This window comes from Leisingera sp. (assembly GCF_034669605.1).
Classification (GTDB): Bacteria; Pseudomonadota; Alphaproteobacteria; order Rhodobacterales; family Rhodobacteraceae; genus Leisingera.
This window is the reverse complement of the sequence record NZ_JAXMOX010000057.1, coordinates 1-23,757: the sequence shown is the minus strand read 5'-3', so window position 1 is coordinate 23,757 and position 23,757 is coordinate 1. Positions and strand designations below refer to the sequence as shown.

23 protein-coding genes and 1 pseudogene are annotated in these 23,757 nt (G+C 62.0%); 7 read left to right on the top strand and 17 right to left on the bottom strand.

What is annotated here, in order from left to right:
- The 13 genes from VOI29_RS09380 to pyrH form a co-directional block, all read right to left on the bottom strand.
- A partial coding sequence (locus VOI29_RS09380; RefSeq protein ID WP_416361504.1) for a lipid-A-disaccharide synthase occupies positions 1-721 on the bottom strand: 721 nt, incomplete at its 3' end.
- Positions 718-1,506, bottom strand: coding sequence for an LpxI family protein (locus VOI29_RS09375; protein WP_323778134.1), 789 nt, complete (start codon positions 1,504-1,506; stop codon positions 718-720). The genes VOI29_RS09375 and VOI29_RS09380, both read right to left, overlap by 4 nt.
- A gap of 4 nt (positions 1,507-1,510) precedes the next feature.
- Positions 1,511-2,296 carry an acyl-ACP--UDP-N-acetylglucosamine O-acyltransferase gene (gene lpxA / locus VOI29_RS09370; protein ID WP_323778132.1) on the bottom strand — a complete coding sequence of 262 codons (786 nt, stop codon included), beginning with the start codon at positions 2,294-2,296 and terminating at the stop codon, positions 1,511-1,513.
- 1 nt (position 2,297) lies between these two features.
- Entirely contained in the window at positions 2,298-2,768 is a 471-nt protein-coding gene (gene fabZ, locus VOI29_RS09365) for a 3-hydroxyacyl-ACP dehydratase FabZ (protein ID WP_323778131.1), read from the bottom strand.
- A 75-nt stretch (positions 2,769-2,843) separates the two neighbouring features.
- Positions 2,844-3,389 carry an OmpH family outer membrane protein gene (locus VOI29_RS09360; RefSeq protein WP_323778129.1) on the bottom strand — a complete coding sequence of 182 codons (546 nt, stop codon included), beginning with the start codon at positions 3,387-3,389 and terminating at the stop codon, positions 2,844-2,846.
- Positions 3,390-3,462: 73 nt separating this feature from the next.
- The gene (bamA, locus tag VOI29_RS09355; RefSeq protein WP_323778127.1) at positions 3,463-5,877 is read right to left on the bottom strand and encodes an outer membrane protein assembly factor BamA; all 2,415 of its coding nucleotides are present in this window, start codon (positions 5,875-5,877) and stop codon (positions 3,463-3,465) included.
- 125 nt (positions 5,878-6,002) lie between these two features.
- Positions 6,003-6,128, bottom strand: a complete 126-nt coding sequence (locus VOI29_RS09350) for a hypothetical protein (protein WP_323778124.1) — start codon at positions 6,126-6,128, stop codon at positions 6,003-6,005.
- 142 nt (positions 6,129-6,270) lie between these two features.
- Positions 6,271-7,620: an RIP metalloprotease RseP gene (gene rseP / locus VOI29_RS09345; protein ID WP_323778122.1), complete on the bottom strand. Its 1,350-nt coding sequence runs from the start codon at positions 7,618-7,620 to the stop codon at positions 6,271-6,273.
- Between the two features lie 4 nt (positions 7,621-7,624).
- The gene (gene dxr / locus VOI29_RS09340) at positions 7,625-8,797 is read right to left on the bottom strand and encodes a 1-deoxy-D-xylulose-5-phosphate reductoisomerase (protein ID WP_323778120.1); all 1,173 of its coding nucleotides are present in this window, start codon (positions 8,795-8,797) and stop codon (positions 7,625-7,627) included.
- Positions 8,798-8,813: 16 nt separating this feature from the next.
- A complete protein-coding gene (locus tag VOI29_RS09335; RefSeq protein WP_323778118.1) occupies positions 8,814-9,590 on the bottom strand; it encodes a phosphatidate cytidylyltransferase in 777 nt (258 codons plus the stop codon).
- Complete coding sequence (locus VOI29_RS09330) at positions 9,587-10,345, bottom strand: isoprenyl transferase (protein ID WP_323778117.1); 759 nt, start codon at positions 10,343-10,345, stop codon at positions 9,587-9,589. Before VOI29_RS09330 ends, VOI29_RS09335 begins: the two co-directional genes overlap by 4 nt.
- 8 nt (positions 10,346-10,353) lie before the next feature.
- Positions 10,354-10,917: a ribosome recycling factor gene (frr, locus tag VOI29_RS09325; protein ID WP_129370698.1), complete on the bottom strand. Its 564-nt coding sequence runs from the start codon at positions 10,915-10,917 to the stop codon at positions 10,354-10,356.
- A gap of 265 nt (positions 10,918-11,182) precedes the next feature.
- On the bottom strand, positions 11,183-11,932 hold the full coding sequence (pyrH, locus tag VOI29_RS09320; protein WP_024090297.1) for a UMP kinase: 750 nt from the start codon (positions 11,930-11,932) through the stop codon (positions 11,183-11,185).
- A 129-nt stretch (positions 11,933-12,061) separates the two neighbouring features.
- On the opposite strand from pyrH, the gene miaA reads away from it, so the two are divergent.
- The 6 genes from miaA to VOI29_RS09290 all read left to right on the top strand — a co-directional run bounded on the left by miaA (position 12,062) and on the right by VOI29_RS09290 (position 20,429).
- Positions 12,062-12,922 carry a tRNA (adenosine(37)-N6)-dimethylallyltransferase MiaA gene (miaA, locus tag VOI29_RS09315; RefSeq protein WP_323778116.1) on the top strand — a complete coding sequence of 287 codons (861 nt, stop codon included), beginning with the start codon at positions 12,062-12,064 and terminating at the stop codon, positions 12,920-12,922.
- A 139-nt stretch (positions 12,923-13,061) separates the two neighbouring features.
- Positions 13,062-13,868 (top strand): helix-turn-helix transcriptional regulator, encoded by an 807-nt coding sequence (locus VOI29_RS09310; RefSeq protein ID WP_323778114.1) that lies wholly within the window; start codon positions 13,062-13,064, stop codon positions 13,866-13,868.
- Between the two features lie 306 nt (positions 13,869-14,174).
- Positions 14,175-15,839: an ABC transporter substrate-binding protein gene (locus VOI29_RS09305; RefSeq protein ID WP_323778113.1), complete on the top strand. Its 1,665-nt coding sequence runs from the start codon at positions 14,175-14,177 to the stop codon at positions 15,837-15,839.
- Between the two features lie 123 nt (positions 15,840-15,962).
- On the top strand, positions 15,963-17,015 hold the full coding sequence (locus VOI29_RS09300) for an ABC transporter permease (protein ID WP_024090301.1): 1,053 nt from the start codon (positions 15,963-15,965) through the stop codon (positions 17,013-17,015).
- A 15-nt stretch (positions 17,016-17,030) separates the two neighbouring features.
- Complete coding sequence (locus VOI29_RS09295) at positions 17,031-18,245, top strand: ABC transporter permease (RefSeq protein ID WP_323778111.1); 1,215 nt, start codon at positions 17,031-17,033, stop codon at positions 18,243-18,245.
- A 93-nt stretch (positions 18,246-18,338) separates the two neighbouring features.
- Positions 18,339-20,429 (top strand): ABC transporter ATP-binding protein, encoded by a 2,091-nt coding sequence (locus tag VOI29_RS09290; RefSeq protein WP_323778110.1) that lies wholly within the window; start codon positions 18,339-18,341, stop codon positions 20,427-20,429.
- A 211-nt stretch (positions 20,430-20,640) separates the two neighbouring features.
- On the opposite strand, the gene VOI29_RS09285 is transcribed toward VOI29_RS09290, so the two are convergent.
- Both VOI29_RS09285 and VOI29_RS09280 read right to left on the bottom strand, forming a co-directional pair.
- Positions 20,641-21,015: a hypothetical protein gene (locus VOI29_RS09285; RefSeq protein WP_323778108.1), complete on the bottom strand. Its 375-nt coding sequence runs from the start codon at positions 21,013-21,015 to the stop codon at positions 20,641-20,643.
- A gap of 117 nt (positions 21,016-21,132) precedes the next feature.
- Entirely contained in the window at positions 21,133-21,717 is a 585-nt protein-coding gene (locus tag VOI29_RS09280) for a lytic transglycosylase domain-containing protein (protein ID WP_323778106.1), read from the bottom strand.
- Between the two features lie 233 nt (positions 21,718-21,950).
- Between VOI29_RS09280 and ssb the strand changes: the two genes are divergently transcribed.
- Positions 21,951-22,472, top strand: a complete 522-nt coding sequence (gene ssb / locus VOI29_RS09275) for a single-stranded DNA-binding protein (protein ID WP_323778104.1) — start codon at positions 21,951-21,953, stop codon at positions 22,470-22,472.
- Between the two features lie 72 nt (positions 22,473-22,544).
- Here the strand turns inward: ssb and aroB are convergent, their stop codons facing one another.
- Both aroB and VOI29_RS09265 read right to left on the bottom strand, forming a co-directional pair.
- On the bottom strand, positions 22,545-23,651 hold the full coding sequence (gene aroB / locus VOI29_RS09270; protein ID WP_323778136.1) for a 3-dehydroquinate synthase: 1,107 nt from the start codon (positions 23,649-23,651) through the stop codon (positions 22,545-22,547).
- Positions 23,651-23,757 (bottom strand): annotated as a pseudogene (locus VOI29_RS09265) (shikimate kinase); the annotation flags it as partial. The gene aroB and the pseudogene VOI29_RS09265, both read right to left, overlap by 1 nt.

Here is a 23,757-nt window from a genome sequence, read left to right as displayed (position 1 = left end):
AGGTCTCCTGCACCAGCCCTGCAACCGGTGCGGCGGCAGGAACGACCACCTGATAACCCGAATGCGTCTCCAGAAACTGCTTCAAGGCAGCCCCAAAGACCGGCGCCAGCCGCGATATCTCAGAGCGCCGCGAACCTGGCAGCGCCAGCACAAAGGGCGCGTCCCCCAGGCCAAACTCCTGCCGGAACGCAGCAACCTCTTCGCGCGTAGCCTGCGGCTCGGCTACCACCGGGTGGCCGGCAAAGTCGCACGCCATCCCGGCCGCTTCCATATAGGGCGGCTCAAACGGCAGCAGCGCCAGCACATGGTCGATGACCTCCGCCATTTTTGCCGCCCGCTTCGGGCGCCACGCCCAGACCGAGGGCGCCACGTAATGAACCGTGCGGATATTGCTTTGCGCTTTGACCAGCCGTGCCACCCGCAGAGAAAAATCCGGGCTGTCGATGGTGATAAGCACATCCGGGCTGGTCTCAAGCACCGCATCGGCAGTTTCCCGGATCCGGCGTTTCAGGTGGCGGTACTTCGGCAGCACCTCGGCCAGCCCCATCACCGACAGCTCGTCCATCGGGAAACGCGAGACCAGCCCCTGTTCCGCCATCAGTGCGCCGCCGATGCCGTCAAAACGCACTCCGGGTGCAAGCTGTCTCAGCCCTGCCATCAGCGCTCCGCCCAGCCGGTCGCCCGAAGGCTCCCCGGCCAGAATGAACACCCGCAGGCTCATGGCGCGCGCAGCCACAGGAACAGGCCAAGCCGGTCACAGGCCGAAATCACCGCATCCTGGTCCAGCACAATGACGCCGGCTGCTTCCAGTGCAATACCGGACAAGCCTGCCTTGGCTGCGGCCTCCACTGTCCAAACGCCAATAGTCGGGAGGTCAGCGCGGCGGTCCTGCGCCGGTTTCGGCGCCTTGAACAGCAATCCGCCCTGCCCGTCCGGGCGGTGCAGCAGCGAGGCCAGCATCCAGTCGGTGCCAAAGATGTTCTCGACCGCGATTGCCTGCTGTTTGCGCACTGCACAGGACTGGCCGATATCAGCCGCACACATGGCGGCGACAATCTCGGCCCCCCGCGCAGCATCCGCCTTGTCCAGCTCGCCCGGCTGCACCTTGGTCGGCACGCCTTCTGCCATCAGCAGATCAGGTGCCACCTCATGGGCGGCAAGGACTGTGAACCCGGCCTGTTCGAAAATACCGATAATGGCCCGCAAGGCACCATCGTCGCCAGCGGCCAGCGCAGCCTGCAGCACCGGAACCAGCGGCATCGTGGCGGCATCAATGGCCGAAGGGTCGATGCTGGGACGGCGCACCGCGCCCGCCATGCAGATCCCGGTCACGTCTGCGGCCTTCAAGCGTTCCAGAAAAGATCCCAGCTGTTCAAACCGGAATGTGATTTCCGCATCCACCGCATCGGGTTCGGACCCTGCCATCGCGCAAACCAGCGGCCTGCCCGGGACGCGGGACAGGACTTCGGCCGGCAGCCCGCCGGTGCCTGCAATCACTGCCAGCATAACCTCAGCCCCCCGGGGTCAGGAAAGAGCGGTCGCTGCCGCCGGTGATAAAGGCGACGATCCGCTGCACGTATTCACTGTCGGCCTCGTCCCCCAACCGCTTGGCGCGCTCCTGAAAAGTACCCTCGCCCTGGGCCAGCATCTGAAACGCGGCGCGCAAGGCGGTGATGTCGCTGCGGGCCACACCGCGGCGCTTGAGGCCGACCAGATTCAATCCGTCCAGTTCGCCCCGCTGCGCCTGCACCAGGCCGTAGGGGATCACATCATTGGTCACCATGGTGACTGCCCCGATGATGGCGCCGCGACCTATGCGGACCCACTGATGAATGCCGGACAGGCCGCCAATGATCACGTCATCCTCCAGCACGCAGTGACCCGCCACCGCGGCAGAATTCACCACGATCACCCGGTCGCCGACCTGGGCATCATGGGCGATATGGCAGCCGGCCATGAACAGACCGTCGTCGCCGATCCGGGTGATGCCACCGCCGCCTTCGGTGCCGGCATTCACCGTCACATGCTCGCGGATGCGGTTGCGCTTGCCGATCACGGTCTTGCACTTCTCGCCCTTGAACTTCAGATCCTGCGGGATCTCGCCCAGCACCGAAAAGGAGAAAACGACGGTTTCGTCGCCGATCTCGGTGTCACCTGTGACCACCACATGGGATTTCAGAACAACCCGGTCCCCCAGCACAACATCAGGCCCCACCAGGCAGAACGGGCCGATCTCGCAGCCCTCGCCGATTTTGGCACCGTCTTCAATAATCGCGCTTGGGTGGATGCTGCCCATATCAGGCGCCCTCCGCCTGGCGGTCTACCATCGCGGTGAATTCGGCTTCTGCTGCCACTTCGCCGTCCACCGTGGCACGCCCCAGGAATTTGAAGATCTTGCCGCCCGGCTTGCCGCGCAGCGTCTCCACATGCATTTCCAGCACGTCGCCGGGCACCACCTTGCGGCGGAATTTGCATTTGTCGATGTTCATGAAATAGATCAGCAGGTCGGTATCGACCAGGTCCATGCCGACGCCCAGCATCACACCCGCGGTCTGCGCCATCGCTTCGACAATGGTGACACCGGGCATGATCGGCGTACCCGGGAAATGGCCCTGGAAATGCGGCTCGTTCATGGTGACATTCTTGATGCCGCGGGCCGATTTGTAGCTGTCGATATCGACCACCTTGTCGACCAGCAGGAACGGATAGCGGTGCGGCAGGATCCGCTGGATCAGTTGAATGTCAGCACTTTGCAGCTCGGTGGTCATGCGTGGTTTCCCATTTTCGTCAATTATGCTGCGCCGTCCCTAGCAAGCAGACGGCCCTTGGGCAAGTTCGCACGCTCAGCGCTCACTCTCCTCAACCATCGCGCCATCGCCGAGCACCGCGTCAATCCGGCCGATTGCAAGGCTGGTGATGTCCGCGGCATCGGCACTCAGAAAAACCGATGCATGGTCCAGAATCGCCCCTGCTCCGCTTTCCCGCATGATCTGCTGCAGCACCGGCAGTGAAGCGGTGATGAACTCCCGCCGGGCGTCCTCACCCATCTGATTGATTTCTCGCAGCTTCTGGTCCTGGCGGCGGCGGGTTTCCTGCACCTTCTGGTCAAAAGCATCGGCCAAGGCGCGGAAGGCGTCCGGCGCCATGTCGCTGCGGCGCTCGGTCAGCTCCAGCTCCTCGGCGCGCAGTTCAGCCTCGATGCGGCGGTTTTCCGCGGTCAGCACCGCGCCCTCGGCCTCGATCTCGCGCTCCACCCGTTTTCCAAAGGCACTTTCTGAAAACAACCGGTCAGGCTGGATGGTGAGGATACCGCTCTGCGGCAGCCCCAATTGGAACTCCCCGGCGGCATTGGGGGCCGGTGAAACCGGCTCCTGGGCAAGCGCCGGCACTGTCCCCGCCCCGGACAGCGCTATGGCAAGACCAAGCGCTGTCCGATAATTGGGCGCCGGCCGCCGCACCGGATCAGAACCGCGCCTGCAAGGTCAGGTCGAAACTTTGCTCCTGGTCAAAATCCTCTTTCTGGAGGGCTTTGGAGAAGTTGAACCTTAGCGGGCCAATCCCGGTGGTCCACAACAGAGAAACGCCAACGACATGGCGGAACGACCGGCTGCGTCCGACTACATTTGCATTGCCGCCACCGGGGTTGGACGTGTCCACATTCTGCAGGCCCCAAAGGCTGCCAACGTCATAGAACAGCGCACCGCGCATCCCCAGTTCTTCCGGCAGGCCAAGGGGAAACTCCGCATCGAAGCGGGCCACTGCATAATAATTGCCACCGAGGAAGTCATTGTAACTGCCTCCGCCAGGCGCGCCGCCGGATTGATCGCGGGGACCGATACCGCCGGGTTCGAAGCCGCGCATGATAGTGGGGGTCAGAACAAACCGGTCAATCGAGCGGCTGGAGCCGTTTCCTTCCCATTGGAACGAGCCAGCCTCCAAGGTTGCACGGATCGTGACTTCCTCGTTCAGAATCTTCTTCTGCGCGACAAGCTTCGTTGTGGTCTTGATATACTCCGAATCTCCGCCCAGCCCTGCATAGTCGGCACCGATTTCAACCAGGAACCCGGCATTCGGATCCAGGCCCGTCAGACGGCTGTCATAGCGGTAGGTGAACCCGACGCCGCTCGACGAACGCTCACCCTGCGCGATTTCATTGCGGATAACCGGGCTCGCCAGGAAGGAGGTCGTGTCGTCATCCTCGTTATCGCTGAACAGCATCTCGTCCGAATCCCACGTATAACGGACCTGAATCGAGGTATCCTCGCCTGTGTTGAAGGTCAGCGCAGGCTGGAAGAAGATCCGTTTGGTGCGGTATTCCGAGAAGCTGGAGTCGGTTTCATTCAGACCCAGATCCAGATCGAACCTAAGATCCCGCCCCAAGAGGTAAGGCTCGGTAAAGCCCAGCACATAGGAATCCGATTCCGTTGCCGTGGCGATATTGAAAGACAGCCGCTGGCCGCGGCCCAGGAAGTTGTTCTCGGTCAGACCGACGCTAACCCCGAACCCATCGGTGACCGAGTACGCGCCGCCAAGGTTCAGGGAGCCGGTCGGCTGCTCCTCGACGTCAACATCGATGATCACCTGATCGGAAGAGCTGCCTTCACGGGTCTCGACATCGGCATTGGCAAAATAACCAAGCGCCCGGATGCGCTCCGCACTGTTGCGGATGGACCGCGGATTGAATGGGTCGCCTTCCACCGAGCGGAACTGCTGACGGACCACCCGGTCAAGCGTTGTGGTGTTGCCCTCGATATCGATCCGTTCGACAAACACCCGCGGCCCGCGGCGCAATACGAATTCGATATCCAGGGTCAGGTCCCGGTCGTTGCGAGTGACCCGCGGCTCAACCCGCAGAAAGTCGATCTCATTGCGAACAGCCAGCCCTTCCATCCGGTCGATCGCATTCTCGACCAGGGTCGGGGAATAGACCACTCCGGGTTTGATCTTCAGCGTTGAGCTGAACAGGTCGGCATCCGCTTCCGGCATTTCGCTTGTCACCGAAATGCTGCCGAACTTGAACTGCTGGCCTTCGGTCACATCAACCACCAGGAAGACCGCATCCCGCTCCCGCGTGACTTCAGCATTGGAACTGTTCACCCGGAAATCCACGTAACCGCGGGACAGGTAGAAATCGCGCAACACCTGCTTGTCAAATTCCAGCCGGTCCTCGATCAGCGTGTCCGAGTTGATGAAACTGCGCAGGAATCCGGCCTGCTTGGTCTGCAGGATCCGGCGCAGGCGGCGGTCGGAATAGACCCGGTTGCCGGTGAAAGAGACCCGCTCAACCTCGATGGTGTCGCCTTCGGAGACCTCAAACACCAGGTCGACACGGTTGTTGCTGCGGCGGATGATACGCGGTGTCACGCGCGACGCCAGACGGCCTTGAACGCTGTAAGCTTCGGCGATCGCGGCGGCGTCGCGCTCGGCCTGCGAGGGGTTGAACACCCGGCGCGGAGCGGATTCGATAATCTGGTCCAGCGAGTCATCCTTGAGACGGCGGTTGCCCTCAAAGCTGATCTGGTTGATGGTCGGGAATTCGGTGACTTTTATCACCAGCGTATTTCCGCGCGGCACCAATTCCACTGTTTCAAATGCGCCACTGTCAAGGATGCGCTGATAGGCGTCGTTCAGTTCGCCCGCGCTGACGGTCTGGCCGCGTTCGATCCCGGTGTAGGCGACAACAGTAGACGTCTGAATCCGCTGATTGCCTTCGACCTGGACCGTATTGAAGCGGTAGCTTTGCGCCTCGGCCGGCAGCGGAGACAATGCATAACCCAGCGCAACCGCCAGAGAAATAGCCGAAACTTTGCGGTACAAGATGTTGATGCCCGTCTTGCGCTCACCACAGGACTTGCCTGCGAACTTCCCCCAAACCATTTTTCAAACCCGATTATTATAGCAGCTTTGGGATGTGCGTACCGGGTTTGAAAGCGCTTGTCAAAACCAACAAAGCGCATTCTGGCGGCAACCGGCACAGCAGACTTGCGCGCCGGTTGCAGGAATCACAATGTGGCGAGCCAGGCGCCGGCGGTCAAGGCGCCCAGGACGGCAAAACCCGTCAGCGCGCGGTCCCGGTTCAGAAGGACCAACAGGCCCAGGCCCCGGTAAGATTGCGTGAGTGTCTGCATGGTCATCCCCCAGTTATCGTCCACCCGTCCGCGAAATTCCCGTCTGGCGAAATCCGCGGATTGATAAAAAGTTAACGGGAGAATGTGGCAGCACTTGGGCGGCAAAATGGCCGCCCAATGCCATCGTATCGGGGCAGTCCGCTCAGCAGAACAGATCATTGCCAAGCGCGAACACCATCAGCGTCAACACGATGGCAATGCCAAGCGACATCAGCACCCGCACCGCCCGGTCGCTGGGCGGACGGCCTGCCACGGCCTCGTAGGCGTAAAACATCAGATGGCCGCCATCCAGCGCGGGCACCGGGAACAAGTTCAGCAGGCCAACAGCGGTCGACAACACCGCGATGAAACGGATAAAGCTCTCCGCCCCCTGGCTGGCCATCGCGCCCGAGGTTTCGGCAATCCCGATCGGCCCGGACAGATTGCAGGTACTGATGGCGCCGGTGATCATATGTTTCAGCCCGGACAGCGAAGTCTCCACCACAGCCCATACCTGATAAGTGCCGGCCGCCAGTGAGGCGCCGAAGCCCGCGGATTCCGTGGCCGGCTCAAACGCCAGGCCGCCTATGATGCCGATCCGCCAGCGGGTAGCAAAGCCGCCATCCGGCTGCGGCTCATCGGTGCGGCGCGGCGCCAGCGCCATCTCAACCTGCTGGCCATCCCGCCATACATCCAGCACCAGCACTTTGCCGTCCGCCGCTTCGACGTGCGCCTTAAGCTGGTCAAAAGACACCACCGGTGCGCCGTTCATCGCCAGTATCACGTCTTCCGGCTGCAACCCGGCATCCGCCGCAGCGCTTCGCGGCACAACACCGCGCACATAGGGCGGGTAAAGATACGGCCCGCTGACGCTGATCTCACTGCTGCCGCGGCGCACTTGATACTCCAGCGGCTGCTCTTGCGGCAGGGCTTTGCGGAAGGCTTCCCAAGCGTCGGGTTCCAGATAGCTTGGCACCGCCAGCCCGCCTGCTGTAATCAGCTCATCCCCTTCCTGCAATCCATTCTCGACCCCCGGGAGCGGCGCCAGCGCGCCAATGGTCAGCGGGTCGCGCATGATCCCCTGGGACATCGCCACAGCGGTAAAGATGATCGCCGACATCACGAAGTTGAACACCGGGCCGGCAGCCACAGTTGCAGTCCGGGCCCACAGGGGCGCGCCATGCATGGTCCGGCGCAGCGCTGCCGGATCGTCAGCCGCAGCCTGCATCGCCTGGTCATCCTTGCCCGAGGCCGCATCGGCATCGCCAAGAAATTTCACATAGCCGCCGAACGGCAGGGCAGCGACCTGCCAGCGGGTGCCGTGCTTGTCCACCCGGCTCCACAGCACCGGGCCGAACCCCAGCGAGAACACTTCCGCATGAATCCCTGACCAGCGGCCAACGATGTAGTGGCCGTATTCATGCACCGCCACGATCACCGACAAGGCGATGACAAAGCTGGCAATCGTGTAAAGAAAACCGCCAAACTGCGGGACAAAAGCAAGTACGTCCAAAGATCTACCCTATGCGTTCTTCTGCGGCGCGTGCCGCCTGTTGCCGGGCGAGATGGTCAACCCGGGTCACGTTATCAAGTGTCATTGCGGCATCGAGGAGGTCACGTTCCGCTGACATGCGCTCCAGCGCGGTCTCGGTGACGGCCGCCATGTCAGTGAACCGGATACGGCCCGCGATGAAGTCATCGAGTGCCCGTTCCTTTGCAGCGTTGAAGGCTGCGCCCATCATGCCGCCGCGCGCCATCACGTCATAGGCGAGGCGCAGCGCCGGGTACCGGGCCGGGTCCGGCGCACGGAAATTCAGCTGGCCGATGCGGGCCAGATCCAGCCGCTCCACCGGCAGGTCCCGCCGTTCCGGCCAATGCAGCGCGTATCCGATGGCGTGCCGCATATCCGGCGCGCCCAGATGCGCCATCAGCGCGCCGTCGGTGAAACCAACCAGCGCATGGACCAGCGATTCTGGGTGCACAAGCACCTCTATCTTCTCTGGCTGGACACCGAAATACTCTCGTGTTTCAATGACTTCCATCGCCTTGTTAAACATGGACGCGCTGTCGATAGTGATCCGCTGCCCCATGTCCCAATTGGGATGGGACGACGCCTGCGCCAAGCTTGCCTTGGGCAGATCTTCCAGCGGCCAATCGCGGAAAGCACCGCCGGACGCCGTGATGACGATCCGCTCGACTGCATCAATGTCTTCGCCGGCCAGCCCCTGAAACACCGCCGAATGCTCGCTGTCCACCGGCAGCAGCCGGGCGCCGTGTGCCGCAGCCGTCTCCAGCAGCAGCCGGCCTGCGCAGACCAGCGATTCCTTGTTGGCCAGCGCCAGGGTGGTGCCGTGTTTCAGCGCCTCCAGCCCCGGAGCGAGGCCGGCCGCGCCGACGATGGCCGACATGATCCAATCAGCAGGCCGGGCGGCAGCCTCCACCAGCGCCGCCTGCCCTGCTGCGGCCTCGACGCCAGTCCCTTCCAGCGCCGCGCGCAGATCCGGCAGGCGGTCGTCATAGGCAGTCACGGCAACATCAGCCCGCAGCGCAACAGCGTCCCGTGCCAGCCGCGCAATATTGGCGCCGCCGGTTAGCGCCACCACGTCATAGGCGTCCGGCGCGCGGCGGATCAGGTCGATGGTGTTCTGACCTATCGAGCCCGTCGCGCCGAAAATCGAGACTTTCCGCATTGTTCTTCCTGTCTGGTTAACCCCAGAGGGCGGTCACGGCCAGGACCATCGCCGCAGCCCCCAGCATGCCGTCGAACCGGTCGAACAGCCCGCCATGGCCGGGAATCAGCCCGCTGGAATCCTTGACACCCATCTTCCGCTTCAAGGCGCTTTCGGCTGCATCACCGGCCTGGCTGGCCATTGACAACAGCACCGACAGCACCACGATGCCATAACCCAGCCCGGCCTGCCCGGCAAAGACCGCGCCCACGACGGCAGCCGCCATCCAGCCCGACGCAGTGCCGCTCCAGGTTTTCTTGGGGCTGACCCGCGGCCAGAACTTTGGCCCGCCAATGGCTTTGCCCGCGAAATAGCCCGCAATGTCGGTGGCCACGACGATACAGATCAGCCACAGCATCCAAGCCAAGCCCATCTGGCCGCGCAGCCAGACAAAGCCGAAACCCGCCAGCAGAACCCACAAGGCAAAGCCGGTGAAATACTGCCGCCGCTCGCGGATCTGGCTGAACCCTGCCGCCACAGGGGCCGCCAGCACCGGCAGCACCCAAAGCGCGGGCAGGAACGACGCCAATAGCAACGCAACAGCAGAGATCGCGCCAAGCTGCAGTGCAATGCTGCTGCGCGCAGGCTGGAGCATGCGCACCAATTCCCACACCATGCCGCCGCTGCACAGCGCAATCAGCACGTTAAACACCAGCCCGCCAGCCCACACGGCATATCCGCCAGCCGCCACCATCACCACGGCAGACAAGGCCCGCGGCAGCAGGTCCGCCCAGCGGCCCCTGGCAGCACTCATGTTTTAACGGCCCCGAAACGGCGGTCCCGGCAGCCATAGCTGTTGCACAGCCTGGCCAGTTCCTCGCCGGAGAAATCCGGCCACAGCGTGTCGATGAACTCGTATTCCGCATAGGCCGACTGCCACAGCAGAAAGTTCGAGATCCGCGCCTCGCCGCTGGTGCGGATCACCAGATCCGGATCCGGCAGCACATGGGTGTCCAAATAACGCGGCAGGGTTTCTTCATCGACTTTGCCAGGATCCAGCCGGCCATCCGCCACATCCTGTGCCAGCCGCTTGGTGGCACGGGCGACCTCGTCGCGACCGCCGTAGTTCAGCGCGATGGTCAGCTGGGTGCCGTCGTTGCCTTCGGTTTTCAGTTCCAGCTTGTCCATCAGGTCGATCAGCTTGGCATCCAGCCGCACCCTGTCACCGATAAAGCGCACCCGGACATTGCGCTCCGCCAGAGCGTTCATCTCCTTGGAGATATAACGCCGGAACAGGCTCATCAGACCGGCGACCTCGGTCTGGGTGCGTTTCCAGTTCTCGGTCGAGAAGGCAAAGATGGTCAGGTATTTCACGCCCAGACCCGGGCAGCACTCGACAACTTCCCGCACCCGGCGCGCGCCGGCATGGTGGCCGAACAGCCGCGGCCGCCCGCGGGCCTGCGCCCAGCGGCCATTGCCGTCCATGATAATGGCCACATGGCGCGGGCCGGAACGGACCGCCGGAGAGTTTCCGGCGGCGCTCAATTGCGGATTTGCATCTCCTGGCATACTGCCGGTCAGACCTGCATGATCTCGGCTTGCTTGGTCTCAAGCGCCTCGTCCACAGCTTTGATCATCTTGTCGGTCAGCTCCTGCACTTCGGCTTCCCAGAACTTCTGATCGTCTTCCGACATGCCGTCGGCTTTGGCCTTCTTGATCTGGTCCATACCGTCGCGGCGCACGTTGCGGATCGAAACCCGGCCATGCTCGGCATACTGGCCGGCAACTTTGGTCAGTTCGCGGCGGCGTTCTTCGTTCAGCTCCGGAATCGGCAGCATGATGATGGTGCCGTTTAGCTGCGGGTTGATCCCCAGCCCGGATTCGCGGATTGCCTTTTCGACCTTGCCGACCAGGCCCTTGTCCCAGACGTTGATAGTAACCATGCGCGGTTCCGGCACGTTTACAGTGCCGACCTGGTTGATCGGCGTCATCGAGCCATAGGCATCCACCATCACCGGCTCCAACATTGAGCCAGAGGCCCGGCCGGTGCGCAAGGATGCGAATTCGGTCCGCAGGTTGGCCATGGCACCGTCCATACGGCGCTTAAGGTCGTCGGTATCCAGTTCAAAATCATCAGACATGCTGCTCTCTCCCCTTATCTGAGGCGGTCTTCCATTGGCTCATAAGCCATTGGAAGGCTGATGTATAGCGATGTCGGCCAGGATTTGCCGCCTCCGGGACCGCATATTGCACCCTTGCCGGTCTCTCCTGTCCTGCAGGAAATTTAGTTTGCCATCAGGCGATTTCACGAAATTGCACTTCCCTGCCAGGGGGGGGCACCGGAGCAGGGAACAAAAAACGCGGACCGCAATGGGCCCGCGTCCTTCATCAAACCTGGATCACGACTTAGCCGTGCACCTTGGTATAGGTGCCTTCGCCGGCCAGTATGCCGCGGAAGCCGCCCGGCTCATCCAGCGGGAACACGATCAGCGGCAGATTGTTGTCCCGTGCCAGCGCAATGGCCGACGCATCCATCACCTTCAGCCGTTTGGCAAAGACTTCGTCATAGCTGATCTCGTCATAGCGGACGGCATCGGCATGTTCCTTGGGGTCCTTGTCATAGACGCCATCGACCCCGTTCTTGCCCATGAAGATCGCCTCGCAGGCCATTTCATTGGCCCGCAGGGTCGCAGCAGTGTCGGTGGTGAAATACGGGTTGCCGGTGCCCGCCGCAAAGATGCAGACCCGCTTTTTCTCCAGGTGGCGCACGGCGCGGCGGCGGATATAGGGCTCCGCAACTTCATCCATGCGGATCGCCGATATCACCCGGGTAAAAACCCCGAGTTCTTCCAGCGCCGACTGCATGCCAAGCGCATTCATCACCGTGGCCAGCATCCCCATGTAGTCAGCGGTGGTGCGCTCCATCCCCTGCGCCGATCCAGACAAGCCGCGGAAGATGTTGCCGCCGCCGATCACCATACAAATCTCGACCCCCATCTCCTGCACCGACTTCACTTCGCGGGCGATGCGCTGCACGGTCGGCGGATGCAGGCCGAAACCCTGATCGCCCATCAATGCCTCGCCCGAAATTTTCAGCATGACGCGTTTATAGGCGGCGGCCGGATGCAGCTCCGGCTTGTCTTGCGGTTGAGGCATGTTGCACTCCAGAAGATGTGAGGGTTAGTTTGCGCGTAAAATGAAGCAAATCGCTGCCGGTTTCAATCCGCGCAGCGCGCTTTCCGTACAGTATTGCGGAACGCGACCTAACAGACGGATCACGCCTGAATGAACCTGCCTGACATCAACCCGGATCTGCCTGTGCTGATCGCCGGGCCCACCGCTTCGGGAAAGTCGGCTCTGGCGCTGGAGATTGCCGTGCGCCAGGGCGGCATCATCGTCAATGCCGATGCCAGCCAGGTCTATGATTGCTGGCGGGTGATTACCGCCCGCCCTTCCGCCGAGGAAGAAGCGCAAGCGCCCCACGCGCTGTACGGGCATGTGCCCTATGATGCAGATTATTCCGCCGGCCATTGGCTGCGCGAAGTGCTGGAGCTGCTGAACGGGCCTGAGCGGGTGATCATCACTGGCGGCACGGGCCTTTACTTTACCGCCCTGACCGAAGGCATGGCAGACATTCCCGCTACCCCAGCCGCCGTGCGGGCCGAAGGCGACAGCCTGTCCCTTGAAGCGCTGCTGGCAGAGCTGGATCCCAAAACTGCATCCCGCATCGACCTGCAGAACCGGGCCCGGGTGCAGCGCGCCTGGGAGGTGCTGAAGGCCACCGGCCGCCCGCTGGCCAGCTGGCAGGATGATACCCCTGCCCCGGCGCTGCCGCTGACCGGCTGCACCGCCCTGGTGCTCAATTCAGAGAAACCTTGGCTGGAGGCCCGCATCCGCAAACGCTTTGGCCAGATGCTGGATCAGGGTGCAATGGATGAGATCGGCGCAATGCAGAACCGCTACGACCCCGCCCTGCCCTCCTGCAAGGCAATCGGCGTTCCCGAACTGATGGCCTGCGCCCTGGGCCGGATGACGCTGGCGGAGGCTGAAGAACGCGCCGCTATCGCCACCCGGCGGTTCGCCAAACGCCAGCGCAGCTGGTTCCGCGCCCGCATGAAAGATTGGCAGCAGGTGACGCTGGCCTGAGCGCCGCCGCCGGCCAGCCAGCCGGTCAGACCAATAAAAATTTAGACGTTTTCCGTTCTGTCCGGCGAAAACTTGCCAGAATCAGGGTTTCATGCCCTTTTGCATCACATCATATTTAATCCTGCGCCTAAGATATCTGATGCCATTTGATCCGAACCTGTCCAGCGACATTCACGCCGCCCCCTTATCCTGGCTTGCCCCCGACGGCGCCTGGCAAACCGGGCTGGCGCACACCCGCCGCGAACACCTGCTGATCTGGATCACCCGCGGACAGGGGCGCATTTGCGTCAATGGAGTACAGCGTGGCTTTGGCCCTTACAATGCTATCTTCCTTCCGGCCGGAACGCTTTGGTCCGCCGAATTCACCCGCCAGTGCCTAGGGCAGGTTCTGTCGCTATCCGGCCCGCTGACGCTGCCCTTCCCCGACACGCCGGTTCAGAAACGGTTCACCAGCCTTCAGGACCAAGTCAGGCTGACCGCCCTGTTCGAAGCCATCAGCCGCGAGCAGGATGCTCAGCACCCTCTCTGGAACCGCTCTATCCAGGCCCATTGCGAACTTGCTGCGATCGCCTTGCACCGGCAACCGGACCCCGCCGGCCCGGCAGCCCGGCAAACCGCGGCGCAACGCCTGTGCCACGCCTACTGCCGCCGCATCGCCGGTCTGCCCGGCGCCCAGGCCGGCATGGCCGGTCACGCGGCTGCCCTGAAGGTGACGCCAACCCACCTGACGCGTGTCTGCAAAGCCGAGACCGGCAAAAGCGCCGCAGCCCTGCTGACCGAGCGCCAGCTGCATGCCGCCCGCTCGCTGCTGATCTACTCTGACCTGCCGATCCGCGACATTGCTGCTCAGCTGGGGTTTGGCAGCGCCGCCTATTTCACCCGCTTCATTTCCCAGCACGCCGGGCAAACACCCAGCGCATTGCGCAAAGCCACCCGCAACAAGTGACAAAAGTTTGATCCGCCTGCAGATTTTTGTATATTTTCCAGCAAGGGCGGATTTCGTTCCAGTCACTGGGCAGTATTGAACAGTATTCAGCAGCATACCGTTTCAAACCGGGAAAACGACACCCAGAATGTCGTAATTTTACCTTCAAACGCCGAAACTGTGCATTGACGAAACGGCATATCTCTGCCCGAATACAGCTATGGGGAAACTTTAATCCTAAGCGCTTAGCAAAAATGCCCGGCACTCCGCTGGGCCAAAATCCGTTTCGCAAGACAAATGACCAAACGGTATAACAGGGAGACTTAAATGACCAATGACACAATTAATGGAGCACCGGTACATTGGGCCGTCAAAATGCACGCCAAAGAAGTGCTCGATGGCAAGCTCGACCGCCGTGAATTCCTGACCCGCGCCACCTCACTGGGCGTCACTGCCGCCGCTGCCTATGGCATGATCGGCATGGCCGCGCCGGCCAAAGCTGCAGAGGGCATGCAAGAAGGCGGAACCCTGCGCGTTCAGATGCTGGTCAAGCCGCTGAAGGACCCACGCACCTATGACTGGTCGGAAATGGGCAATTTATCCCGCGGAACCCAAGAGTACCTGGTGGAATACAACAACGACGGCTCCTTCACCGGCATGCTGTTGGAAAGCTGGGAGATCAACGAGGACGCCACCGTCTACACGCTGAACGTCCGCCAGGGCGTCAAATGGAACAACGGCGACGATTTCACTGCCGAAGACGTTGCCCGCAATATCGCCGCCTGGTGTGACAAAGGGCTTGAAGGCAATTCGATGGCCGGCCGTTTTGGAACCCTGATCGACGCTGACTCCGGCCAAGCGGTTGAAGGCGGTATCGAAGTGGTCGACAGCCACACCGTGAAACTGAACCTGCCGAACTCCGACATCTCGCTGATCGCAGGCATGGCGGATTATCCGGCGGCGATTGTCCACGCGTCTTTCCAAACCAATGATTTCCTGTCCAACGTCGGCACCGGCCCTTACCTGCTGACTGAGCTGGACGTGGGCGTGAAAGCAACGCTGGTGCGCAACGAAAATCACACTTGGTGGGGTGAAGCGATTTACGGCACGCCCGCTTTGGACCGCATCGAATATGTCGATTTCGGCACCGACCCGTCGTCCTGGCTGGCTGCATTGGAATCCGATGAAGTCGACATGCTTTATGAATCGGTTGGTGAATTCATCGACGTGATGGACGGCCTTGGCTACAAGAACTCCGAAGTTGTGACCATGTCCACGATCGTGGTCCGGACCAACCAGCTGGCAGAAATCGACGGCAAAAACCCCTATGCCGACAAACGCGTCCGCAAGGCGATCCAGATGGCTGTCGACAACTCTGTCTGCCTTGAACTCGGCTATGGCGGCCGTGGTGAACCTGCCGAGAACCACCATGTCGGCCCAATCCACCCGGAATACTCCGAACTGCCGCCGCAGAAGGTCGACCCTGAAGGTGCCCGTGCACTGATGGAAGAAGCCGGAATGATGGATTTCGAACATGAAATCCTGTCGATTGATGACGACTGGCGCCGGAACACCACCGACGCCGTGGCCGCACAGCTGCGCGACGCCGGTTTCAAGGTAAAGCGGACCGTTCTGCCTGGTTCGACCTTTTGGAACGACTGGGTGAAATACCCATTCTCCTCGACCAACTGGAACCACCGCCCGCTGGGCGTGCAGATCTGGGCCCTGGCTTATAAGTCTGGTGAAGCCTGGAATGAATTCGGCTGGTCGAACCCTGAATTCGACGCCCTGCTGGAAGAAGCCCTGTCGATCGCCGACGCTGACAAGCGCCGCGAGATCTCTGCCAAGGGCCAGGCGCTGATTCAAGAGGAAGGCGTTACCATCCAGCCTTACTGGCGTTCGCTCTACCGCCACATGCGCGAAGGCGTTGTCGGCGCGGACATGCACGTGTCCTTCGAACACCATCACTACAAGTGGGGCTGGGCTGCCTAGGCCAAGCCCTTCCAGGCTCCTGGCTCCCGCACCGTCCCGGATGGGGCGGTGCTTCCCAGCTAAGACGACAAGAGACCCGCACCGGCAACCGGGTCCGATCCGCCAGACTGACAGGGGACCCTCATGGGACTATTCATTCTCCGCCGTTCAGGCGTGATGCTGCTGACGGCCCTGTGCCTGACGTTCATCGTGTTCTTCCTGACGAACCTCTACCCGAACCTTGAAAAACTCGCCAAGACCCAGGGCAACTTCCGCATGTCGGATGAAGCCGTGGCCAGCTGGCTGGACGCCAATGGCTATGGCGGTTCCATGGTTTCGAAATACGGCCAATGGCTGGGCGTTCTGCCGGGCTGGACCCGCGAGTCCGAAGACGGCTTCAGCGGCCGCTGCATGACTGGCACCGTCTCGGCTGAAGTGGCCGCCGAAGCCTCGACCTTCTGCGGTATTCTGCAGGGCGACTGGGGCTATTCCACCCGTTTTAAGGACGATGTTTCTTCAATCATCGCAGAGCGGCTGGGCAATACCGGCCGCCTGATGTTCTGGGTGCTGATGCTGATGATTCCATCGGCGCTGATCATCGGCGTGCTGGCCGGGATGCGGGAAGGGTCCGTTACCGACCGGAGCCTGTCGACCGCCTCAATCCTGACCACGGCGACGCCCGAGTATGTGTCCGGAGTTATCTTTATCGCGGTCTTCACGTCCTCCACCGTCGGCCTGAAATGGTTCAAGGGCACCGCGACCTCGGCGATGGACAACCCGAATTTTGAAAACTTCTTCCTGCCGGTGCTGACCATTGCGCTCTACGGCATGGGCTACATCGCCCGGATGACCCGCGCCTCGATGACCGAGGTGATGACCGCGCAGTACATCCGCACTGCCCGCCTCAAGGGTGTAAGTTTTCACAACATCGTTCTGAAGCACGCACTCCGGAACGCGCTGATCGCCCCTTTCACCGTCATCATGCTGCAGTTCCCCTGGCTGCTGAACGGCGTGGTGATTGTCGAAACCCTGTTCAACTACAAGGGCTTCGGCTGGATCCTGGTGGAAGCGGCGGGCAACAACGACATCGAACTGCTGCTGGCCGTCTCTGTGGTCTCAGTCTTCGTGGTTCTGATCACCCAGCTGATCTCGGATATCGGCTATGTGTATCTGAACCCGCGTATCCGGATCTCATAAGGAAGGCAGCAGAGAATGGAACCTCTTAGCGCAATTGAAATTGCAGGGCGTATTGTCTACCAGCTGTCTCCTGTCTGGATTTCCCTGGTGATCCTCTACGCAGCCTCCATCGGCTTCAAACGGCGGCTTGGCCTTTACGGCAAGCTGTTTGACAGCCCCATCGGCATGATCGGCTTTGGCTTGGTGATGTTCTGGGTGTTCACCGGCGTCTACGGCGCCATGGACATGATCATCACCCATGACCCGCTGAGCCAGCTTTCGGGCATGAAAAACAAGGTGCCCGGCACGCCGCTTCGCAACCCGGAAGAAGGCCAGTATCAATGGTATCTGCTGGGCGGTGACAACCTGGCCCGCGATGTGTTCAGCCGTCTGGTCAAAGGCGCCTGGGAAGTCATCAAGATCGCTCCGATGGCCGCGGTCTTTGCCTTTATGGTGGGGATCACCCTGGGCCTGCCCGCGGGCTACTATGGCGGCCGCCTGGACACCATCCTGTCCTTCGCTGCCAACCTGATCCTGGCTTTCCCGGTGATCCTGCTGTTCTACCTGCTGGTGACCCCGGAAATCGTCGCCACCGGTGTTCCGAACTATATGGCCATCGTGCTGTTCGTGTTCCCGATCATCTTTGTCGGGGTGCTGCTGAACTCGCGCTATTACACCCGCCCCAAGCTGCGCAACTGGATGCTGCCGCTGGTACTGGGAACCATTATCTGGTTCTACCTGCAGTTGGTCTCGAACGGCGGCTATCTGATCAACACGCCGGAATACGCGATTTGGGGCCTGCCCCGGGCGATGGATATGTTCGACATTCCCGGCGGCATCCTGGTGGTGTTTGTTTCGGTGGTCTTCGTCAACTCGCCCACGGTGTTCCGTATCGTGCGCGGCCTGACCCTGGACATCAAAACGCGCGACTACGTGGCTGCGGCCCAGACCCGCGGCGAAGGCCCCTGGTACATCATGCTGTGGGAGATCCTGCCCAACGCCCGCGGGCCGCTGATCGTCGATTTCTGCCTGCGCATCGGCTACACCACCATCCTTCTCGGGACCCTGGGCTTCTTCGGTCTTGGACTGCCGCCGGAAAGCCCGGACTGGGGATCGACCATCAATGACGGCCGCAAGCTGTTGTCGATCTACCTGCACCCGGCGCTGCCGCCTGCCTTCGCTCTGCTGACGCTGGTTCTTGGTCTGAACCTGTTGGCCGACGGCCTGCGCGAAGAGAGCCTCAGGGATTGATCCGGCTGGGGGGCAGGGCCACCGGCCCCCCAGAGAATTGGAGCCAGATGAAGGGGGCCCTTCCCCTCCCGCTCCAACAGGGAGAATAAGACTATGAGTAAAATGGAAGACTACGACGGCCCGATCCTCGAGATTGAAAAGCTGTCGATCTCCTTTTTCACCCGCCTGCGTGAAATCCCGGCGGTGATGGATTTTTCTGTGGCCGTGCAGCCCGGCGAGGCAGTGGGTCTGGTCGGCGAAAGCGGCTGCGGCAAATCCACCGTGGCGCTGGGTGTCATGCAGGACCTTGGCAAAAACGGCCGTGTCGTCGGCGGCACCATCAAGTTCAAGGGCCGCGATCTGGCCCAGATGAGCAGGAAAGAACTGCGCGGCATCCGCGGCAATGAGATCGCGATGATCTATCAGGAGCCTATGGCCTCGCTGAATCCGGCGATGAAGATCGGCAAGCAGCTGATGGAAGTGCCGATGATCCACGAGGGCGTCAGTGAAAAGGAAGCCTACCAGCGCGCACTGGAAGTGGTGACCGACGTGCGCCTGCCCGACCCGGAGCGGATGCTGAACTCCTTCCCGCACCAGCTGTCGGGCGGCCAGCAGCAGCGGATCGTGATTGCAATGGCACTGATGTCGAAACCGTCGCTGCTGATCCTGGATGAACCCACCACCGCGCTCGACGTGACGGTTGAGGCCGCGGTGGTGGAACTGGTCAAGGATCTGGGCAAGAAATACGGCACCTCGATGCTGTTCATCAGCCACAACCTCGGCCTGGTGCTGGAAACCTGCGACCGGCTGTGCGTGATGTATTCCGGCGAGGCGGTGGAACGCGGCTCGATCCACGACGTCTTCGACGAAATGCAGCACCCCTACACCCAGGCGCTGTTCCGCTCGATCCCGCTGCCCGGAGCCGACAAGAACTCGCGCCCGCTGGTGGCCATTCCCGGCAATTTCCCCCTGCCCCACGAACGCCCGCCCGGCTGCAATTTCGGGCCGCGCTGCGACTATTTCGAGCAGGGCCGCTGCGATCAGGACATGGTCATCCCGATGTCGCCCGTGCATGGCAACGACCGCCATGAGACCCGCTGCCTGAGGTTCCAGGAAATCGACTGGAACGCCCCGATTACACTGGGGGAGCAAAAAGAGAAAACCGCGCCTGGCAAGGTTGTTCTCAAGATGGAAAACCTCAAGAAATATTATGAAGTTGCGGCCAACGCCCTGTTCGGCGGCGGCGACAAGAAGGTGGTCAAGGCCAACGAGACGCTCAGCTTCGAGGCGCGCGAATCCGAGACCCTCGCCATCGTCGGCGAATCCGGCTGCGGCAAATCCACCTTTGCCAAGGTGCTGATGGGGCTGGAAACCGCCACCGAAGGCCAGATCCTGCTCGACAACCGCAACATCGAACAGATCCCGATCGAGGAGCGCGACACCAAGACCATCTCCGACGTGCAGATGGTGTTCCAGAATCCGTTCGACACGCTGAACCCGTCGATGACCGTCGGCCGCCAGATCATGCGGGCGCTGGAGATCTTCGGCATCGGCAATTCCGAGGCAGAACGGCGCAAGAGGATGCTGGAGCTCCTGGACCTGGTGAAACTGCCGCGCGCCTTTGCTGACCGGATGCCGCGGCAGCTGTCGGGCGGCCAGAAGCAGCGTGTCGGCATCGCCCGCGCCTTTGCCGGCGGCGCCCGTATCGTGGTGGCGGACGAGCCCGTCTCGGCGCTCGACGTATCGGTGCAGGCCGCCGTCACCGACCTGCTGATGGAGATCCAGCGCAAGGAAAAGACCACGCTGCTGTTCATCTCCCACGACCTCAGCATCGTGCGCTACCTCAGCGACCGGGTGATGGTGATGTATCTCGGCCATGTGGTGGAGCTCGGCACCACCGATCAGGTGTTTGCGCCGCCCTACCACCCCTATACCGAGGCGCTGCTGTCGGCGGTGCCGATTGCCGATACTTCGGTCGAAAAGGAGCACATCGTGCTCGAGGGCGACATCCCTTCGGCGATGAACCCGCCGCCGGGCTGCCCGTTCCAGACCCGCTGCCGCTGGAAATCCGAGGTGCCGGGCAACCTCTGCGAGCGCGAGGTGCCGCCGCAGCACCAGCTGGAAGATGGCCATCAGATTAAATGCCACCTCAGCGACGAGGTGCTGGAGCGGATGAAACCGGTGATCAAGGTCGCCGCGGAGTAATCCCTTGCCGCCAGGCTGACAGACAGTACTGCGCCGCGGCCTCATCAGGCCGCGGCGCCCATTTCAGGTGCAGCGCATCTGCGCGTAACACGCCCGCCAGGACTGGCCTGTGTGCCAAAGCCAGACGCGGCAAAGCAAAAGCCGCGCGCGGCTTATAAGGCAACGCATGGGGGGCCATTTCCCTTCCCCACTCCCACGGGGGCCGTCTTGTTCAGCTCAACAGCAGCACCACGATCATCAACAGGTTCATCGAGGCGAACTGGATCAGCCGCGGCGCTTCTTTCCCTTTGACCGCAGCAATCAGCGCAGCCGTTACCGAGGCCGCCAGTCCGGTCAGCGCCAGGCTGCCGACGATAGCTCCGGCAAGGCCTGTTTCCGGTCCCCAAGGGGATCCGGCCAAAGCCATACCCTTTAGGCCGGTGCCGATCAGAATGCCGGCAATAGCGCCGGCCAGGCTCAACACCGCACTGCGCGGCTGCCGGGGCAGACGGCTGGCCAGGACCCTGTCGATCATCTGCCGCGTTGGAACCGCGCTCGGCTGCCAGTCAATCCGGTTGAGGCGTTCGTCAAAGCTGTTGAAATACACGTCATTCCCTCCAGAACTTGAGGGCAGATTCACGAAAAATTAAGGCAAATGCGTGACAGTGCGGCGGAGTTAACGCGGCATTAAGGGATCTTACCCGCAGGTTAACCCAGCCCGGTCTCAGCTGCCCCAGATTTTCTTCACATAGTTCTGGGTTTCCTTGTACGGCGGCACCCCGCCGTATTTCTTCACCGCATCCGGACCAGCGTTATATGCCGCGAGTGCCAGCCGCCAGGACCCGAATTTGCGGAACTGCCGCGCCAGATACCGCGCCCCACCCTCCAGGTTCTGCTGCGGCACAGCCGGATTGACCCCCAGCGCCCGCGCGGTGGCAGGCATCAGCTGCGCCAGGCCCAAGGCGCCTTTGTGCGATTTAGCGTTCGGGTTCCAATTGCTTTCCTGCTGCACCAAGCGCAAAAACAGATCTTCTGGCACACCGTGCTGCCGCGCGGCCACCCGCGCCAGCTTCAGGTACTGGCCGCGGTACTTGCCGCTGTAGGGCAGCGTGCCCGCGGCTGAAGGTATCTGATATGTCTTGGGCTGCAGCCGGTTAGAGTTCCTGTACTGGGTGGCCGCTCGGCCATCCAGAACGCTGGTGTGGGCGGAAAACAAATCCCGCCGGTTCTTGGTACTCAAAACATCGGCGGCGGCAGGCTGCCCTGCCCCGACCAGGGCAATCACCAGCCCCGCAACGGCTTTGCGCATTTCCGCTGTCCCAACACTGTCCCACTTTGCGGGAATATAACCGATCCAGCGGAAATTTAAAGCAACACGGGCGCAATCCGCCGTCACTGCACCGCAAACTCCTGCAAAACCATCCCCATAGAGCTGCTTTCCTCACCTTGCACAGGTCTATACTGTGCCGACAAAGCAGCCCGGACGGATTCGCGCCGGACCGGTGCTGGACAGGACATTCAGGAATAAAAGGACGGAACCCTATGGCCGGCTCACTCAACAAAGTCATGCTCATCGGCAATCTGGGCCGCGACCCGGAGGTGCGCAGCTTTCAGAACGGCGGCAAGGTGTGCAACCTGCGCATCGCCACCTCGGAAAACTGGAAGGACCGCAACACCGGTGAACGCCGCGAGCGGACCGAATGGCATTCCGTCGCGGTCTTCAGCGAGGGGCTGGTGCGGGTGTGTGAACAATATCTGCGCAAGGGCTCCAAGGTTTATGTCGAGGGCCAGCTGCAGACCCGCAAATGGCAGGACCAGAGCGGCCAGGACCGTTACTCCACCGAGATCGTGCTGCAGGGATTCGGCGGCACGCTGACCATGCTGGACGGCCGCGGTGAAGGCGGCGGCGGTGGCGGCCAGGGTGGCGGCGGCTACGGCGGTGGCAGCCAAGGCGGTGGATATGGCGGCGGCTATGACAGCGGCCCGCAAGGCGGCGGCAACCAGGGCGGCGGTTTCGGCGGAGGTGCCTCGCACAACATCGACGACGACGAAATTCCGTTCTAAGAGCTGGATATCAGAAAACAAAAAAGGGCAGCCCTGCGGCTGCTCTTTTCTTTTTGCAAGACTAAGGTCTGATCAGGCGCCCGCGTCACGCAGCACCGACAGCACCGCCTTGGGCGGGACATCGGCGGTGACAAAGGCCTCGCCGATGCCGCGCGCAAGGATAAACCGCAGCTGGCCGGCAACGACCTTTTTGTCTTGTCCCATCAAGTCCAGCAGCACCTCCGCCCCCGGCAGATCGCCCGGAATATCGGTCAAATCGGTCTTCATTCCCATCGCCTTCAGATGCGCCCGCACCCGGCTGGGATCCTCCTGGGAACACAGCCCCAGCCTGGCCGACAGCTCAAACGCCAAGGCACAGCCGATGGCCACGCCCTCGCCATGCAGCAACCGGTCCGAATAGCCTGTGGCGGCTTCCAGCGCGTGGCAAAAGGTATGACCCAGATTCAACAGCGCCCGGTCGCCCTGTTCGGTTTCGTCGCGCACAACGATATCCGCCTTCATCTGAACCGAGCGCGCCACCGCCTCGACCCGCGCTGGGACATCGCCTTCAGCCAGTGCAGGACCATGCTCTTCGAGCCAGGCAAAGAAATCCGCATCGCCCAGAAGCCCGTATTTCACCACTTCGCCATAGCCGGACAGAAAATCGCGCGGCGTCAGTGTTTCCAGAACGGATGTATCAGCCAGGACAAGCGACGGCTGATGGAAGGCCCCGATCAGGTTCTTGCCCTGCGGCGCGTTGATGCCGGTTTTGCCGCCCACCGAACTGTCAACCTGTGCCAGCAGCGAGGTCGGGATCTGCACAAACCGCACCCCCCGGCGCAGCACCGCAGCCGCAAAGCCCGCAAGATCGCCGATCACGCCGCCGCCGAAGGCAACAACCACGTCGCCCCGCTCGACCTTCTGCTCCAGCAGCCACTCAACCGCACGGCTGAATTGCGGCCAGCCCTTGGTCGCCTCGCCCGGCGGCAGCGCCAGCGCACTCATCTCAACGCCTGCAGCGGCCAGCCCGGCGCGCAATCCCTCCAGGTGTTTTTCCGCCACTGTTTCGTCCGTCACCACCGCCACCTGCGGCCGCGTCAGCAACGGCTTGATCCGCGCCCCCGCCTGCGCCAGCAACCCGGGCGCAATCACCACATCATAGGCCCGCTCGCCCAGAGGCACGTGAACCTTGCGTTCCATCATGTCCACTCCAATACATCGGGGCGCGCCTGCAAGGCTTCCAGCACCCGGTCAACCATGGTTTCAATTGCCGCCTGGCTGTCCGAAACGACGGTCAGGTCCGCCT